At 44.1% G+C, this 16,424-nt stretch carries 11 protein-coding genes; 3 read left to right on the forward strand and 8 right to left on the reverse strand.

Annotated elements, in window-relative coordinates; all coding sequences use genetic code 11:
* Positions 1 to 5: 5 nt before the first annotated feature.
* The 3 genes from AB5Z01_RS08815 to AB5Z01_RS08825 form a co-directional block, all read right to left on the reverse strand.
* Entirely contained in the window at positions 6 to 779 is a 774-nt protein-coding gene (locus AB5Z01_RS08815; RefSeq protein ID WP_287215241.1) for a hypothetical protein, read from the reverse strand.
* 264 nt (positions 780 to 1,043) lie between these two features.
* A complete protein-coding gene (locus AB5Z01_RS08820) occupies positions 1,044 to 2,234 on the reverse strand; it encodes a hypothetical protein (RefSeq protein WP_195220445.1) in 1,191 nt (396 codons plus the stop codon).
* Positions 2,235 to 2,457: 223 nt separating this feature from the next.
* Positions 2,458 to 3,117, reverse strand: a complete 660-nt coding sequence (locus AB5Z01_RS08825) for a Crp/Fnr family transcriptional regulator (RefSeq protein WP_195220443.1) — start codon at positions 3,115 to 3,117, stop codon at positions 2,458 to 2,460.
* Between the two features lie 147 nt (positions 3,118 to 3,264).
* Between AB5Z01_RS08825 and AB5Z01_RS08830 the strand changes: the two genes are divergently transcribed.
* A complete protein-coding gene (locus AB5Z01_RS08830; RefSeq protein WP_195220441.1) occupies positions 3,265 to 3,957 on the forward strand; it encodes an ATP-binding protein in 693 nt (230 codons plus the stop codon).
* A gap of 102 nt (positions 3,958 to 4,059) precedes the next feature.
* On the opposite strand, the gene AB5Z01_RS08835 is transcribed toward AB5Z01_RS08830, so the two are convergent.
* Together AB5Z01_RS08835 and AB5Z01_RS08840 are read right to left on the reverse strand one after the other, a co-directional pair.
* Positions 4,060 to 5,232: an FprA family A-type flavoprotein gene (locus AB5Z01_RS08835; protein WP_117957750.1), complete on the reverse strand. Its 1,173-nt coding sequence runs from the start codon at positions 5,230 to 5,232 to the stop codon at positions 4,060 to 4,062.
* 96 nt (positions 5,233 to 5,328) lie between these two features.
* Positions 5,329 to 6,324: an asparaginase domain-containing protein gene (locus AB5Z01_RS08840; protein WP_287215237.1), complete on the reverse strand. Its 996-nt coding sequence runs from the start codon at positions 6,322 to 6,324 to the stop codon at positions 5,329 to 5,331.
* Between the two features lie 549 nt (positions 6,325 to 6,873).
* Here AB5Z01_RS08840 and AB5Z01_RS08845 point away from each other — a divergent pair.
* On the forward strand, positions 6,874 to 8,184 hold the full coding sequence (locus AB5Z01_RS08845; protein ID WP_022286667.1) for an alpha-amylase family glycosyl hydrolase: 1,311 nt from the start codon (positions 6,874 to 6,876) through the stop codon (positions 8,182 to 8,184).
* Between the two features lie 323 nt (positions 8,185 to 8,507).
* Here the strand turns inward: AB5Z01_RS08845 and AB5Z01_RS08850 are convergent, their stop codons facing one another.
* Positions 8,508 to 10,664 carry an Ig-like domain-containing protein gene (locus AB5Z01_RS08850; protein ID WP_287215235.1) on the reverse strand — a complete coding sequence of 719 codons (2,157 nt, stop codon included), beginning with the start codon at positions 10,662 to 10,664 and terminating at the stop codon, positions 8,508 to 8,510.
* A gap of 494 nt (positions 10,665 to 11,158) precedes the next feature.
* On the opposite strand from AB5Z01_RS08850, the gene AB5Z01_RS08855 reads away from it, so the two are divergent.
* Positions 11,159 to 12,676, forward strand: a complete 1,518-nt coding sequence (locus AB5Z01_RS08855; protein ID WP_368365471.1) for a family 43 glycosylhydrolase — start codon at positions 11,159 to 11,161, stop codon at positions 12,674 to 12,676.
* A gap of 50 nt (positions 12,677 to 12,726) precedes the next feature.
* Here AB5Z01_RS08855 and putP read toward each other — a convergent pair whose 3' ends face one another.
* Together putP and thrS are read right to left on the reverse strand one after the other, a co-directional pair.
* Positions 12,727 to 14,277, reverse strand: a complete 1,551-nt coding sequence (gene putP / locus AB5Z01_RS08860; protein ID WP_368365472.1) for a sodium/proline symporter PutP — start codon at positions 14,275 to 14,277, stop codon at positions 12,727 to 12,729.
* 122 nt (positions 14,278 to 14,399) lie between these two features.
* Complete coding sequence (gene thrS / locus AB5Z01_RS08865; protein WP_287215232.1) at positions 14,400 to 16,346, reverse strand: threonine--tRNA ligase; 1,947 nt, start codon at positions 16,344 to 16,346, stop codon at positions 14,400 to 14,402.
* Positions 16,347 to 16,424: the final 78 nt, after the last annotated feature.

Below are 16,424 nucleotides of genomic sequence, written 5' to 3' on the forward strand. Positions count from 1 at the left end.
AATTTTCATGTATCCGACTTTTTTATTTTTGATATAAAGTCATTGAGCCTGTGTCCACGTTGCTCCTCACGCTGTTTGTCACGATACTTTCTCAAATGCTCGCCAAGCCTTGCACCTGAGCCCATGGAAAGCATAAATCTGTATTTCTCTTTTCTCTCCTCTGAACTTTCCCTGATGTGCCGTTTGAACTCCTCGTATCTGATGACCATATCATTCTCTTCCGCAAACGTTTTTATCTTCTCTGCCAGCTTCAGGGAATAGAATAGGTCGATAGCAAAAACACCATAGAAAAATCCGATAAAGAACGAGAACGCCAAATTATTCGCAAGCCAGTTGAGTGCGTCAAGAATGTATGGGTGTATAAAGAAATAATAGACCGCGCCCAGTGCTGCCCATATGAGCGAATAAAACGGACATATTATGCCTTTATAGTTGAATTTGTTTCCAGTGTAGTCCCACAGCTTGACGTGCATTTTCACAATGAATATCTCGCCTGCAATAAGCTCTATCACTGTCATTGCAATAGCCATAAGCAAAAAAAGTATAAACTTCTGCAAGGCCGTGTTGTCAGTGTGTATAAATTTTTCAAGTCCCGCCAGCAGATAAAGGGTGCAAAGCCCGAAGCCGTATAAAGGCAGATAAGGACCAATAAGAAAGCCAGGATTTATCCATTTTCTTGCTTTGTTGTTAGGCTCAAATCGTCTGAAAATAACTTCTATCCCCCAGCCTATCAGACACCCTGCAAAGAACAGGAATGCCAGAATAAGTATATTGCTCATATAAAATATCCTTTCAAGGTTTATAAAAGCATTGTACCATATTTGCCGTTATTTTTCAATACTTTCAGGTAAAAAAGTTTGACTTTAATCAAAAAACATCAGCCTGCCACCACCTGTAGGGGAGCGGCGCAATTTCTGCTTGGCAGAAATGCGACGTCCTGCTTCTTTTGTTTATCATCTGTGCTATTTTCCACTTCATTCCTCGCAAATAAAAAAGGCAGGAAACCGAAGCCTCCTGCCTTATATGATTTGAATAAGATGCTATTACATATAGCTCTTGAATTCGTTGTTTTCTTTTCTAATGCCTTCGATCTCAGCGTTTACCTGACTGATCTGAATATCAACCTGCTCCTTCTCGGCGTTGAGTGCCTTAGCCTTTTCCTGAAGCTTAACGATCTCCTCGTAAATATCGCTTGCCTGCTTACCGAGATCCAAAGACTTTGCCTCAGTTTCAGCAATGCTTGCCTTAAGCTCGTCGATCTTCTTGTTGTTCAGCTCGATCTGCTCCTGCGCAAACATACGCATTTTTTCCATTGGACTCATACCCATATTCTCGCCCTCCTCATTATTATTTGTATTTTCAGCTTCCGCAGCTTTCTTTTCAGCTATCTCGTCTTCTATAGACGGCATAGTAGACTCAGGGGCAGGTGAAACCACCATTGTGTCATCAAGGCTTATAGGCTCGATTGACGGCATCTCGACCTCGTCCATTGTAGGAACTTCCTCAGCCACAGTAGCTTCAGCCTTTGCATTTTCCTCTGCCTTAGCTTTTTCCTCAGCCTCTTTGAGAGCCTCAGGAGTAACAAGGTGAACGCTATTGTCCTCAGGAGGAACAGGAGCGGAAACAGGTTCAGCCTTTGCAGGTGTTTCGATACCTGTTGCATACATATTGCTCTTTCTCTTTGCAATGCCGCTTGCAAGGCTTGCCGCCAGCGGATCAGTTATGTTCTGAACAGGCTCTTCCTTAGGCGCAGACGCAGGGTCGACCTTTGGACCCTTGTATGTATTCATTCTTTTGAAATGCTCGTCCATGCAGCCCTGAACAGCCTTGATATCCTCGGGATCTTTATTAAAGAATCCTGCGATATCGTTTACGCTTCTGCCTTTCTGAAGCATTGAGGCGATAGCCGCAACACTGTGATCAACAAATCCGTCATCGTCCATAGCCAGATTTACAGTTACCCTTGCAGGCTCAACATTCTCCTGCTTTTTGTTCTTCTTTCCGAAAAGCTCGCTTACAGACATATTGAAAACGCTCTTTTTCCCGTTGCCGTTTTCATCAGCACCCTCTCTTACAGGCTGTTCAAAGCTTGCATAGTCAGGGAAGTGCTTTTCAAGTATTCTCGGAACATTATCCTTAGGCATCTCCATTTCTTTTGCTATCTCAGGAATGGAGTAGCCCTCCTTATACAAACGAACGATCTTGTCGCTTATGCTTTCATTCTTCTTTGCCAAAGCAATCAATCCTTTCAATCAATTTCCCAATACCGTGGCCATTTGTAAATAAATACATTTCCGCAATAAACGTTTAAGTAATTATGAACTGTCACGGCGGCACTATATATATTATACAACACAAAGCAGGTTGTGTCAATATAAAATATGCAATTTTTCTTTAAAAAGAGCAGAAAAAATGAATATGGTTAAATGACTTATTATTTACATATAAATTAACAAATCACGTTCCACGAGAACAGTTTTCAGGCAGTATAAACTCCCGACCATTTAGATCTATCAGCCCCTCACGGTGCATTTTTCCAAGCTCTGTTGACAGCGCACTGCGGTCAACGCAGAGAAAATCTGCTAGCTGTTGACGGTCGAAATTTGTCGTGACAATGTGCGATCCGCTTTTCTTTGCAAGCGAAGAAAGATAAACCATAACACGTTCTCTGATAGTCCTTGGGGTTATCACTTGTATCTTTTCGTTGAGCCTGAGATTTTTCATAGCCGTTATCTTTAGAAGCCTAGCCGTCAGCGTCGAACTTTCCTTTATAATAGACTCAGGGGATAAAAACAGCACTGTGCATTGCTCCTTTGCACATACGCTCACCCCAAGCGGTTCACCTGTGCAGGCATAGACCTCTCCGAAAAGCTGTCCTGCCTCTAAAGGAGCGATTATGCTCCTGCCGCCCCAAAGCTCGTCACGTTCGATAAGTGCCTTGCCCTCCAGAAGTATGCCGAAATAAGCGGTCTTGTCTCCTGCGTGAAAAATATAGCTTTCCTTGCGAAAGCTTTTTATGCCACTGCCGTCAGGTCTGAGAAACTGAACTATCTCCTCGTCGCTCATGCCCTGAAAAAGGGGAGTGTTTTTTATTATCTTGATGTATTTATTATCCATTTTATCTTCCTCATTTTTACGAAATAATTTTATGCTTTTGTTGTAATTACAACAGACTTTGCGATAAGATTATATTATAATCATAGCATAAAGTCAAGAGCTTTATGCCGAAACGAAAGATATCAATAAAAATACGGAGGTAACCATATGATAAGACGAGTAATACAAATAGACGAAGAAAAGTGCAACGGCTGTGGTGCTTGTGCTAAAGCCTGCCACGAAGGTGCAATAGGCATGGTGAACGGCAAAGCAAAGCTTATGCGTGACGATTATTGCGATGGTCTTGGAGATTGTCTTCCAGCCTGCCCAACGAACGCCATATCCTTTGTTGAGCGAGAAGCTGCCGCCTATGACGAAAAGGCAGTGGAAGAAAACAAAAAACGCCTTGGCAAGCCTGTTTTCCATGGCTGTCCAGGCTCAATGATGAAAACATTTGCCAAAAAGCCAGCCCCGGTAGATACCCCGTCAGCAAAAACTCCGTCACAGCTTATGCAGTGGCCTGTGCAAATAAAGCTTGTACCTGTGAACGCACCATACTTTGACGGTGCAGACCTGCTTGTCGCAGCCGACTGTACAGCTTATGCCTGCGGAAGCTTCCATTCCGATTTCATGACAGGCAAAATAACCGTCATAGGCTGTCCGAAGCTTGATGCCACAGACTATTCCGAAAAGCTTGGCGAGATAGTGAAAAGAAATAATATCCGCAGCATAACAGTAGCTCAAATGGAAGTTCCATGCTGTGGCGGAATAGAACACGCAGTAAGAAAAGCAGTCACCGACAGCGGCAAAAATATCCCCGTGGCAGTAAGAATAATCACCACAGACGGCAATGTGATATAACACAAAAGGCAGGACAAAACGTCCTGCCTTTTTCATATCTGTAGGGGCGACCTCTGGCCGCCCGCATTTTTTTTGTGTCTGATTTATCTGACTGAGCGAAATTTATTCACCCTTAGCCATGACCTCAGCCAGCTCGCCCAAAGCCTTTTCCGAAGCTTCATTAAGTGTGGAGCGTATAGTCACAACAGGCTCAGCAATGGTAACATTTTTGAAGTTTTCCACATAGCCCTTCATGACCCTGGCCGCAGTAGGCGCCCATGAACCATTCTCTACAAGACCTATCTTTCTGTTCTGATAGTTCTTTGACTTCAGGTGCATAAGGAAATCCTCCATAACAGGGAATACACCGCCGTCATAACTGCTTGCCATAAGTACGATCCTGTCATATCTGAAAGCGTCCTCAATATTTTCTGCCATGTCACTTCTTGAAAGATCGCTGATAACTACCTTCTCAGCACCCTTTTCTTTCAGCATCTCACCAAGCTTTTCAGCCGCCTTTGCAGTGTTTCCGTGTATCGACGCATACGCAACGAATACGCCCTTGCTCTCAGGCTGATAGCTTGACCATGTGTTGTAAAGTCCAAGATAGTAACCAAGATCTTCTTTGAGTATAGGACCATGTAAAGGAAGTATCATCTTTATGTCCAGTGCCGACGCCTTTTTCAGCAGTGCCTGCACCTGTGCACCATATTTGCCCACAATGTTGAAATAGTATCTTCTAGCCTCGCAAGCCCAGTCCTCATCAACATCAAGTGCGCCGAACTTTCCAAATCCGTCAGCAGAGAACAAAAGCTTTTCGCTCTGCTCGTATGTCACCATTACCTCAGGCCAGTGTACCATAGGCGCCATTACGAACTGAAGCGTGTGGCTTCCAAGAGAAAGCGTGTCCCCCTCTTTTACCACAACAGACCTATCGTCAAGTCCGTCAATGGTGAAAAACTGCTTCATCATAGGGAAAGTCTTTGCATTTCCCACTATCTTCATCTCAGGATATTTCTCCGCAAGCTTTTTGATGTTTCCTGCATGGTCAGGCTCCATGTGCTGAACAACAAGATAATCAGGCTTTCTGCCGCCCAAAGCCTTTTCAAGATTGTCAAACCAAACGTCCGTTACCCTAGGGTCAGCAGTGTCCATTACCGCTATCTTCTCGTCAATGATAACATAAGAGTTGTACGAAACGCCGTTTGGCACAACATATTGGCTCTCAAAAAGGTCAATGTCATGATCGTCTGCACCAATATAAATAACTGAGTCTGAAATTTTTGTGTCTGCCATTTTTATTACCTCCGTTGTACTTTTTCTAAATATACTATTTTAATATACTTTGATTTTATCACAAGCTCAGCATTTTGTCAATAACTGAAACAATGTTTATGAGAATTTTACCTCCTCAAAGAAAAGGTCTTTCCCCATGACCTCTTTCACAGGCATTTCCTCCTGATTGTAAGCAAGCAGAAGCTTCATATAAGCCGCCACCGCTGAGGTGGTGTATATTGGTATGCTGCCTGCCTTTATTATCTCCGCCACAGTGGAGTATATAGGCACTTTTCTTTTCAGACCGCAAATATACACCATAATGTTCTTTGTTATGCACCGCTTGATAAATTCCGTCAGTGCATAGCTTTTCCCTTCTGAAACGTCAGTGCAAGCCGTCGCACTGTGATAAGGTGAGTAAAGCACCGCCGCCGTGTCCTCGTTTGGCACAAAGCACTCGAAGTCCATTGCAGGATAACCCTCTATAAAAAGAACACGCTTCCCAAATTTGACATCATTATGGAAAATCCGTTTCCTAGGGCGTGACAGCATATTCTCGCTCACTCCGCTGAAAATCGAAAAATCATTGAAGCCGTCATAACCATATACCCCGAACCTGTCCCGACAGGTGTCTGCAGGTATCACCCTAGTAGGAAGCATGACCCTCTCGTACAGCGTGAAAACGCTCTTGTATTTTCCCTCTTTTATAAGACCTACCGCCGAGGTGAAGTTGAAAAGCCCGTTTGAACCTTTCTCGCCAATGGGCTTGTTGCTTGCGATAATAAAAAGGGGTATATCAAAATGCCTGAAATACATTCCAAGCAGAGCAGAAGTGTAAGCAAGCGTGTCGCTTCCGTGGGTGAGGATAACTCCCGAGTATAAAGCCGTGTCAATGCTGTTTATCTCGTGTATCATTTTCTCCCACCCCGAAAACCCCATGTTTTCGCTGAGTATATTAAGTACCTGTCGACATTCAAATTCCACATCATCGCCGTATGCACTCTTGTAAGCCTCCACAACAGCGTATTTTCCCTCTCGCTCAACATCTATTATGCCGTCAGTAGTAATGCTCCCGATAGTTCCGCCTGTGAAAAGCACAAGTATCTTCTTCATATTTTTATCCCTGCCTTTACCAAAAATCAACCCTTGACATTTGTTATAAATATAATATCATTTCACGATTGATTTGTCAATAGTTGTACAAAATGCACAAAAGTGTGGATTATATTAATGAAAAATGAGTATTGAGAAATATGCCAAAGTTTGATATAATAATAAGGCAACACCGCACAAGGCACGCCTGTCGGCTTTGCACGCAATCTGCTTGCAGATTTTCCGTCATATCGCACTAAAGCTCTCAAGCTGGTTCACCAGCTTTGAATACGTTAGTATTCCTGCGTCGCTTTAGCACAATCTGACGAAAAATCTGACGGCGCATCTTACGCACAATCCTTGTGCGGTGTTGCCTTTTGTTGTATTTTGTACAGTTTAACTATAGTTTCGCAGATAACCAATAAAATATGAATGAGTTGAAGAATTGGTGTACAAATAACGTAACGCTACCCTGTAGGGGCGAACAGCTTTCGCCTGCTTTTTTCTCAGCAAATCATATTTCATCTGCGAACAACATTTTCTATTAGTATCAGAAAGGAAGATAATATTATGTGGGCATACGAAAGTGTATTTTATCAGATCTATCCTCTTGGATTCTGCGGTGCGCCATTTGAGAATGACGGCAAAGAGGAAAGCAGAATATTAAAGGTAATAGATTGGATACCTCATATCAAAAAGCTTGGTGCCAACGCTATCTATTTTTCACCGGTGTTCGATTCTGACACTCACGGCTATAATACCAGAGATTACCGCAAGATAGATTGCCGCCTTGGCACAAATGAGGACTTTGCAAAGGTCTGCAAAGAGCTTCACGAAAACGGCATAAAGGTAGTTTTGGACGGCGTTTTCAATCACGTCGGCAGAGGCTTCTGGGCTTTTCAGGACGTTCTGAAAAACCGTGAGAACTCACCATATAAAGATTGGTTCCATATCAATTTCGGCGGCAACAGCAACTATAATGACGGACTTTGGTATGAGGGCTGGGAGGGTCACTTTGACCTTGTTAAGCTAAACCTTAACAATCCACAGGTAGTGGATCATATCTTGGAATGCATAACAAATTGGGTCAAGGAGTTTGATATAGACGGACTTCGCCTTGACGTTGCATATTGCCTTGATAAGAACTTCTTGAAGCGCCTCAGACAGCATTGCGATTGGCTCAAGCAGGATTTCGTTCTTATCGGCGAGCTTCTACATGGTGATTACGCTCAGTGGGTAAATCCTGAAATGCTCCATTCCTGCACGAACTACGAGTGCTATAAGGGACTTTATTCAAGCTTCAATTGCATGAATATGTTCGAGATATGCCACTCTCTGAAAAATCAGTTCGGACCTGAGAACTGGTGCAGATACAGAGGAATGCACCTGCTGTGCTTTGTTGATAACCATGACGTATCAAGAATAGCAAGCCAGCTCACAAATGAGCGTCATTTGCCACTTATCTATGGAATGCTCTTTGGTATGCCTGGTATCCCATGTGTATATTACGGCTCAGAGTGGGGAACAAAGGCAAACAAGAGCGAGGGCGACCCTGCTCTCCGTGTAAGCTTTGAAAAGCCTGAGTGGAACGACCTTACAGAGCTTATCTCTAAAATGGCAGAGGCACACAAAAACAGCAAGGCTCTCTGCTATGGCTCTATCAAAATACCTGTTCTTACCAATAAGCAGTGTATAATCGAGCGTGAGTTCGAGGGTGAGCGTGTCCTTGTTGCAATAAACGCTGACGATCAGCCTTTCACAGCTCACTTTGACGCAGGCTGCGGTCAGGCAGAGGAGCTTCTTACAGGCACTATCCATGATTTTGGTGGCGGCAGCGAGCTTAAGCCATACTCTGTAGAGTTCTGGAAAATGGAAAGATAGACCCATATGAATATAGAAAAAGGACAGCATTTTTCCAAAGTGCTGTCCTTTTTTTGTGTAGCAATAAAAAAATGTAGGGGCGAACATTGTTCGCTCGTTTGGTTTACCTCAATTGTGTAGCGTACCAGTCATGTATCTTAGTGGCGACCGATATATGGCGAAATTACACAAGTTTTTGCGATCTTACAAATGGTAACGTTCCGAAATCGGGACGTCGAGGGCGCCGTCCCCTACAATGCTTGAACTATCGTAGGGGCGACCCTTGGTCGCCCACATATCACCTATCGCTTGCTTATTTTATATCATATGTTTCTGTATCCAGCCTACTTGACAATAACCATAACCGCCTGCGAAAAAGCCCCGTAAGAAGTCTTTCCGTTTACAGTTTTGTAAGCCCTTACCTTTACCATTCTAAGTGAGTAAGGCTCAAATCCTGATACGATAGCACTCTTTTGAGAGCCACCCACCTTTGCCGACTTCACATAATCACTGCCATTTGAAGAGGAGTATATCTCATATCCGCTTGCACCCCCAACAGCTTTCCATGATACCTCAATGCTGCCGCTGCCTGCTGATTTAGCCGTGCATGAAGCCTTTGCAGGCTTTGTGACAGCCTCTACAGCCTTTGAGTAGCTAGCCGAAATGTATTCTTTTCCGCCAGATTTTTTCACAGCCTTTACTTTGTAGCTGTACCCCTTTGCACGAGCAAGTCCGCTGTCAGTGAAGCTCACAGCCTTTACAGTTTTTATCCTCTGCCATTTCTTGCTTGTGCTGTCATATCTGTATATAGCGTAGCTGTCAGCACCCGTAACCTTTTTCCAAGAAAGCTTAACGCTCTTTTCACCGGTGGAAGAAACTTTTAGCTCCGTCACTGTGGCAGGACGAATGTTGAAGTTCACAGTTTTTGTGCCTTTGTATAAGCCCTTGCCTGTTATTTTCACGCTCGCCTGACCTATGGCTGTGTTCTTTGAGTAGCTCACAGTGTAGTCAGTGTTCTTTACAAGTTTTTTGCCACCATATGTCACTGCAGGCGCAGGAGAAACCGCCTTCCCTGTGTAGCTTTGCGTCTTTATAGCCGAAATACTGCTGTCACTGATCTTACCCTTTACAGTGACAGTACATTTAACATTTTTTCCTCCTGTTGTGTATGCCGTGATAGTTGCTCTGCCAACCCCTTTTGCAGTGACCTTTCCGTTTGACACAGAAGCAATTTTGCTGTTAGAAGACTTCCAGGAAACAAAGTCCGTCAGACCGCTTCCGCCACCCATTTTTGCAGAAATAACACTGCTTTTGCCCTTGTCAAGAGTCAGTGAAGCCTTATCCAATGTTACCGAAACCGCAGGCTTTATGCTAGCCTTTATAGTTTTTGCTGAGCTGTTTCCGTATTTGTCATAAGCCGTTATCTTAACGGTAAATTCACCGCTTTTTACTGAATAGTCCTCGGCAGAAACATAAGCCGAAGCCTTGCCACCCGAAAGCTTTCCGCCTGCGTATTTCTTTGCACTTTCACCATTTTTTGTAGGGTAAGCAGGGAAGACTACCTTTGAAATTCCGCTCTTGTCGCTCACATTGCAAGAAACATCAAAGCCCTTTGCTGTGATGTTCTCCACTTTTGCCCCCGATATGGTCGGCGCAGTTGTGTCAACATAAGTCTTTATGACCTGCTCAGAGCTGTTCCCGGCCTCGTCAGTAGCCGTTATGGTTGTAATATAATATCCGTCCTTGCCACCAAGGTCAGTTACCTTTACTGAGTGTGAAAGCGAGTTCACCGCCGATGTGTAAACACGGCTTATAGTCTTTGCCTTGTTGCCCTCAAAATAAGTGGATACCTTTACCGAAGTCACAGCCCTGTTGTCAGAAATATCCGCTTTAACAGTGTAGCCTTTTCCCGTGATGTTCTCACAGCCTGCGTTTGCGATAACAGGTCTTGTCGTGTCGATGTCAAGACTTTGCGCAACGCCGTTTATGTAAAGTCTGTAGAAGTAGTGATTGTTAGTAAGTACCTTTCTGTTTTTCACAGTGTAAACAGTGTCGTTCCAAGTCCATTTGTAGTTCTGCTCGATAAGAGTAGCCGTCGTACCCTGACAGTCCTTTACAATGGCAACATGAGAGTAATCCTTGTCCTGCATTATGTCCCCGGCCTGCGGAGTTTTCACTTCACGAAGCTCCGCCCTTTTGCCGTAGCAGTACACGCTAGGCTTGTCGTCCACCATGTTTATGTTGTATACTGTAACGCCGAACTTTTCTTCATAAAAACGTGAAACATACCCTGCACAGCAGTAATAACCGGTGTCGGAATAGCCGAGAACGTATTTAGCGTCAACGCCCTCAAAAGAGTCTATGACCTGATAATCATAGTCCACAGTGACGGTCTGTTCGCTGTAGCTCACCGCATTTGTCACCTGACAAAGCATGATCATCATAACAGCACAAAATACTGCGCCCACAGCCGAAAAAACTTTTTTCAGCCCCTTTTCCATTCCAAACGCCCCCTAACTGACAGAATTATCTTATACGTTTTCGTATATCAACTTCATAATATCATAAAGGTTACAATTTGACAACAGATTTTATCGCTTTTTGCCGAAATGACTAAAATATTTGTTTGTTTTCACAAGAAACACAAGTTCTATATTCAAATATATCCCCCAAATATAGACTGTTATATGCCATACGAACAAATGTCGGAGCAAAAATTACAATTTGTAACTTTTATACTGAACACGCTATCAAAAACGTTTAACTTAACATATATCCCCGCAAAAAATCTATAGGAGAGAACAGCATTTGCCCATCGAAGCTACTATTCCGCCTAGATATCCGTACCAATTGATCGCCACTACCCACTTCCAAAATCGTAAACGGAAATTGTTTTTTCATTTGCACAAAAATTCACTCATACTGCACGAGAAGCTATTGAAAAGCCATCTGAAATAGATTATAATGTCTGTAAAATATAAACGGAGGTCACAATATGAAGTACATAAATCCAGTCATATCAGGCTTTTACCCTGACCCTAGCATTTGTAAGGCTGAGGGCAAATACTATCTTGTTTGCAACTCTTTTCAGTTCTTCCCGGGCGTTCCCCTCTATGAAAGCGACGATCTTGTGAATTGGAAGCAGATAGGTCATGTTCTCACAAGAAAAAGTCAGCTCCCGTTGGAGGGGGCAGGCTCTTGTGGCGGTATCTATGCTCCAACTATAAGATACAATAATGGCAGATTTTACATGGTAACGACCAACGTCACGAATGGCGGAAATTTCTATGTCTACACTGACGATATCCATGGTGAATGGTCTGAGCCTGTTTATGTTCAGCAGGGCGGTATCGACCCGTCATTGTATTTTGAGAACGGCAAAGCCTACTTTATGTCCAATGGTGAGGACGATGAGGGCAACCATGGTGTTACACAGTGCGAAATAGACATCGAAACAGGCAAAAAGCTCACGCCAAGCAAGACCATCTGGACGGGTGCAGGCGGACGTTTCCTTGAAAGCCCGCACCTCTACAAAATAAAGGGCGAATACTACCTTATGGCGGCTGAGGGCGGCACGGAATACGGTCATATGATAGTCTATGCCAAAGGTAAGACCCCTTATGGTCCTTTTGAGAATTATCCTCACAACCCAGTTCTAACAAACAGAAATCTTGGTGGATACGAGATACAAGGGTGCGGTCATGGTGACCTTGTGGAGGACGAAAACGGCAACTTCTGGTGCGTCCACCTTGCGTTCAGAATGATAAATATGTGGGTGATGCACCACATTACAGGCAGAGAAGTCTATCTCGTACCAGTGACTTTCGACGAGAACGGCTGGTTCACAATGGGCGATAATGGCACAACTCGCAAGGAAGTTGAAACCGACAGACTCGGGGATATCAGGCAGGAGTTTTGGAAAGAATACACTTTCGAGAATACCAAAGTCGGACGTGAGTGGTGCTTTATGCAAAACCCCGATATGAACCTTTATAAGCTCGATAAAAAACGCTTTGAGCTTACGCCAAACGAGCATACGATCTTTGAGGCAGACGGCTCGCCTGCTTTTATCTGCATAAGACAGAAAGAAATGAATTTATACGTGGAGTGCAAAGTCGAGATAACAGAGGGCGAAGCAGGATTGGTGTTCTACATGACCCCAGATCAGCATTATGAGATAGCGTTAAGACGCACAGATAAAGGCGTCGAGCTATTCCGAAGACTTTGCATAGGCGATATTCGCCATGAGGATCATGTCATAGCATTGCCACAGGGAGAAAGCTCGGCTGTGCTTTGCTGTAATGCTTCCAACTTTACATACAATTTCTCGGCGAAAACGCTTTCGGGAGATATAGACTTGGGCGGAGCTCAAACGAAGTTTTTGTCTACTGAGCTTGCAGGTAATTTCACGGGAGTTGTTATTGGTCTTTACGCTCAGAAATATGAGGATAAAGGCAATAAAGCGGTGTTTACGGAATTCAGATGCGAAAACAAAGAAAAGTATGATAGCTAAAAGATAAAATACAAAAGGTCCGTGGGCGTACCCATGGACCTTTTACTTTGTTATGCTTTTTCATCACAACCGCAGTTCACACCGTTCTTGACATCATCAAATGCCTTCAGCATTTCCTCGGACGGTTTCTTTGTGCAAAGGCTCACTATAATAATAAGTATAAGACTTACCGCAAAACCTACTACCAATGAGTAAAGCCCCGTCTTGTCACCTAAAGTCTGTCCACCTGCAAGAGGTATGTAATCCCATATTATTACCGATAACGCACCGCTGGCAACGCCTGCCGCCGCACCTGCAAGGTTTGTTCTCCTCCAATAAAGGGACATAAGTATTATCGGACCAAACGAAGCTCCAAGACCTGCCCATGCGTTTGAAACAAGACCCATTATACTGCTGTTAGGGTCAAGTGCTATTATGTATGCCACTACCGCTACAGCAAGAACCGTTATCCTGCTCACAAGCAGTACCTTCTTGCTCTCCGCCTTAGGTGCAATACATGAGTGGTAAATATCCTCCGATACCGATGAGGCAGTTACAAGCAGCTGCGAATCAGCCGTTGACATTATGGCAGCCAGTATTCCGCAAAGGAAAATTCCGCCGACGAATGGCAGACCGATATCGGAGTTGAATACCTTTTGTATCATCTCGATGAAAACATTCTCAGACTTGTTGTTTGCAAGTGCAGGCACAAGATAAGCCCTGCCCACGATAGCTATAAAGCAAGCGAAGCAAAGTGATATAGCACACCATACACAGCCTATAACTCTTGACTTTTTTACCTCTTTTTCAGAGCTTATAGCCATAAATCTTACCAGAATGTGTGGCATACCAAAATAACCAAGCGCCCAGCCGAGCTGAGAGATTATGTCGATGGCTGAAAGGGTCTGACCCTTTTCATCATTGAATATGTTAAGATAGTGATGTGCCTCAACACCGCTTGCAGTGATGTTGTCCATAACGTTTCCTGCTCCAACAAGGAAAAATGCGATGATAGGTATAGTCACAACTCCTGCCAGCATGAGCAGACCCTGAACAAAGTCCGTTACACATACTGCCATGAATCCACCCATGAAAGTGTATCCCAAAATTACTACCGCACCGATAGTAAGACATATCTTGTAGTCGATACCGAATATAGAGTTGAAAAGCTTTCCGCCTGCCGAAAGAGCAGACGCTGTGTAAACAAGGAAGAATATGACGATTGCCACCGACGATACCAAAAGCATTATCTTGTGCTTGTCCTCAAATCTGTTTTCAAGATACTTAGGAAGCGTCAAGGAGTTGTTCGCTCTTATAGTGTATCTTCTCAGTCTGCCCGAAACTATCGCCCAGTTAAGTATAGTGCCGATAAGCAGACCTACAGCTATCCATATCTGCCCCGTTCCGAATGCGTAAACAGCGCCAGGCAGACCCATGAGCATCCAGCCTGACATATCAGAAGCCTGAGCAGAAAGTGCCGCTACCCAGCCGTTAAGTCCTCTGCCACCAAGGAAAAAGTCCTCGGAGCTTTTTGTTTTCTTCATATATGCAGCACCTATGAGAAGCATTCCTGCCAAATAGAATGCAAATGCCACAAGCGTCCAGATCATATCTGATTTCATCTATTACCTCTTTCCCGAAGCGGATTTTATCCTGTCCGCCCCATATTTTATAAACGGCAATGCCGCACAAGAGAAACTCCCCCTGTGCGGTATCGCATAAAACGTCTGTATAACAAAGCCAATTACTTAGCCTTAGTCTTTATCTCCTCATCAAGCTTAGCGATAAGCTCGTCAACAGGCATTGCAGGAAGCTCGCCCTCTTTTCTTGAACGAACAGTAACCGTGTTGCTGTTTACCTCGTTGTCGCCAATGATGAGCATATAAGGAATCCTCTCAAGTCTTGCAGCTTTGATTTTAGTACCAATGTTCTCATCTCTGTTGTCAACAGTAACTCTCATGCCCATAGCAGTCATTCTGTCGGCTATCTTCTGAGCGTATTCAGCATGACCCTCCTTGATAGGAAGAAGTCTTACCTGCTCAGGAGCGAGCCACAGAGGAAGAACGCCGTTGAAATGCTCAAGCATATAAGCAAGTGTTCTTTCAAAGCAGCCAAGTGAAGTTCTGTGAATGATGTAAGGAAGCTTCTTCTGACCGTCCTTGTCAACATAGTACATACCAAATCTTTCAGCCAAAAGCATATCTATCTGGATAGTAACAAGCGTGTCTTCCTTGCCGTAAACGTTCTTGTACTGAATGTCGAGCTTTGGACCATAGAACGCAGCCTCGTCGATACCGATATCGTAATCAACGCCAAGGTCGTCAAGAATAGTCTTCATTGCAGCCTGTGCGTGCTCCCACTGCTCAGCCGTACCCTCGTACTTGTTCTTAGGGTTAGCAGGATCCCACTGTGAGAATCTGAATGTGCAGTCATCAAGCAGACCAACAGTGTCAAGGAAATACTTGGCAAGCTCCAAACAGCCCTTGAACTCTTCTTCAAGCTGGTCAGGTCTGAGAATGTAGTGACCCTCAGAGATAGTGAACTGTCTTACTCTGATAAGACCGTGCATCTCACCGCTGTCCTCGTTTCTGAACAGCGTAGAAGTCTCTGTCAATCTCATTGGCAGCTCTCTGTATGAACGCTGTCTGTTAAGAAATACCTGATACTGGAATGGGCAAGTCATCGGACGAAGTGCGAAGCACTCTTTTTCCTCGTCATATGGGTCGCCAAGAATGAACATTCCGTCAAGATAGTGATCCCAGTGACCTGATATCTTATAAAGATCTCTCTTTGCGAAAAGCGGAGTCTTTGTAAGCAGACAGCCCTTTGCCTGCTCGACATCTTCTACCCAACGCTGAAGAAGCTGGATAACTCTTGCGCCCTTTGGAAGCATAACAGGAAGTCCCTGACCGATACAATCAACAGTTGTGAAATATTCAAGCTCTCTGCCTATCTTGTTGTGGTCACGAAGCTTAGCTTCCTCCTGCTGTTTAAGGAACTCATCGAGCATTGAAGCCTTAGGGAATGCAGTTCCGTAAATTCTTGAAAGCTGCTTGCCGTCCTCTGCCTTGCCCCAGTATGCACCTGTGCATGAAAGAAGCTTAACAGCCTTGATAGGTGCAACGCTCATTATGTGCGGACCTGCGCAAAGGTCAACAAAATCACCCTGCTTGTAGAATGAAAGCTTTTCGCCCTTATCGTCATGCTTGTGGATAAGCTCTACCTTGTAATCTTCGTGTCTTTCCTCCATGAGCTTTATAGCCTCGTCAGCAGAAAGCTCAAAACGCTCCAAAGCATAGCCCTCTTTTGCAAGCTTCTTCATTTCAGCCTGTATCTTTTCAAGGTCAGCAGGCGTAAAAGGCTTTTCTACCTCAAAATCATAGTAGAAGCCCGTGTCTGTAGCAGGACCTCTTGCAAGCTTTGCCTCAGGATAAAGATTTTTTACAGCCTGCGCCATAAGGTGAGAAGCTGTGTGCCAGAAAGTTTCCTTACCAGCCTTTGAGTCAAAAGTCATGACCTCAAAATGGCAGTCATGGTCAACGATAGTTCTCATGTCAAAAACTTCGCCGTCCAGCTTTACGCAGCAGGCAGCCTTGTAAAGTCCCATGCCGATATCCTTAATTATCTCGCTTGCAGGCATTGCCTTTTCGATCTCACGGACAGAGCCGTCTTTTAATTTCAGCTTGATCATTTTTGATTCCTCCGATTTATATAATATTGTAATTCTTTATTATAACGTGCATAAACACGTTGTTTCTTTTTGTGATGC

Origin of the sequence: Ruminococcus sp. RTP21359st1_H3_RTP21359_211015 (genome assembly GCF_040909065.1) — a bacterium.
GTDB lineage: Bacteria > Bacillota > Clostridia > Oscillospirales > Ruminococcaceae > Hominimerdicola > Hominimerdicola aceti.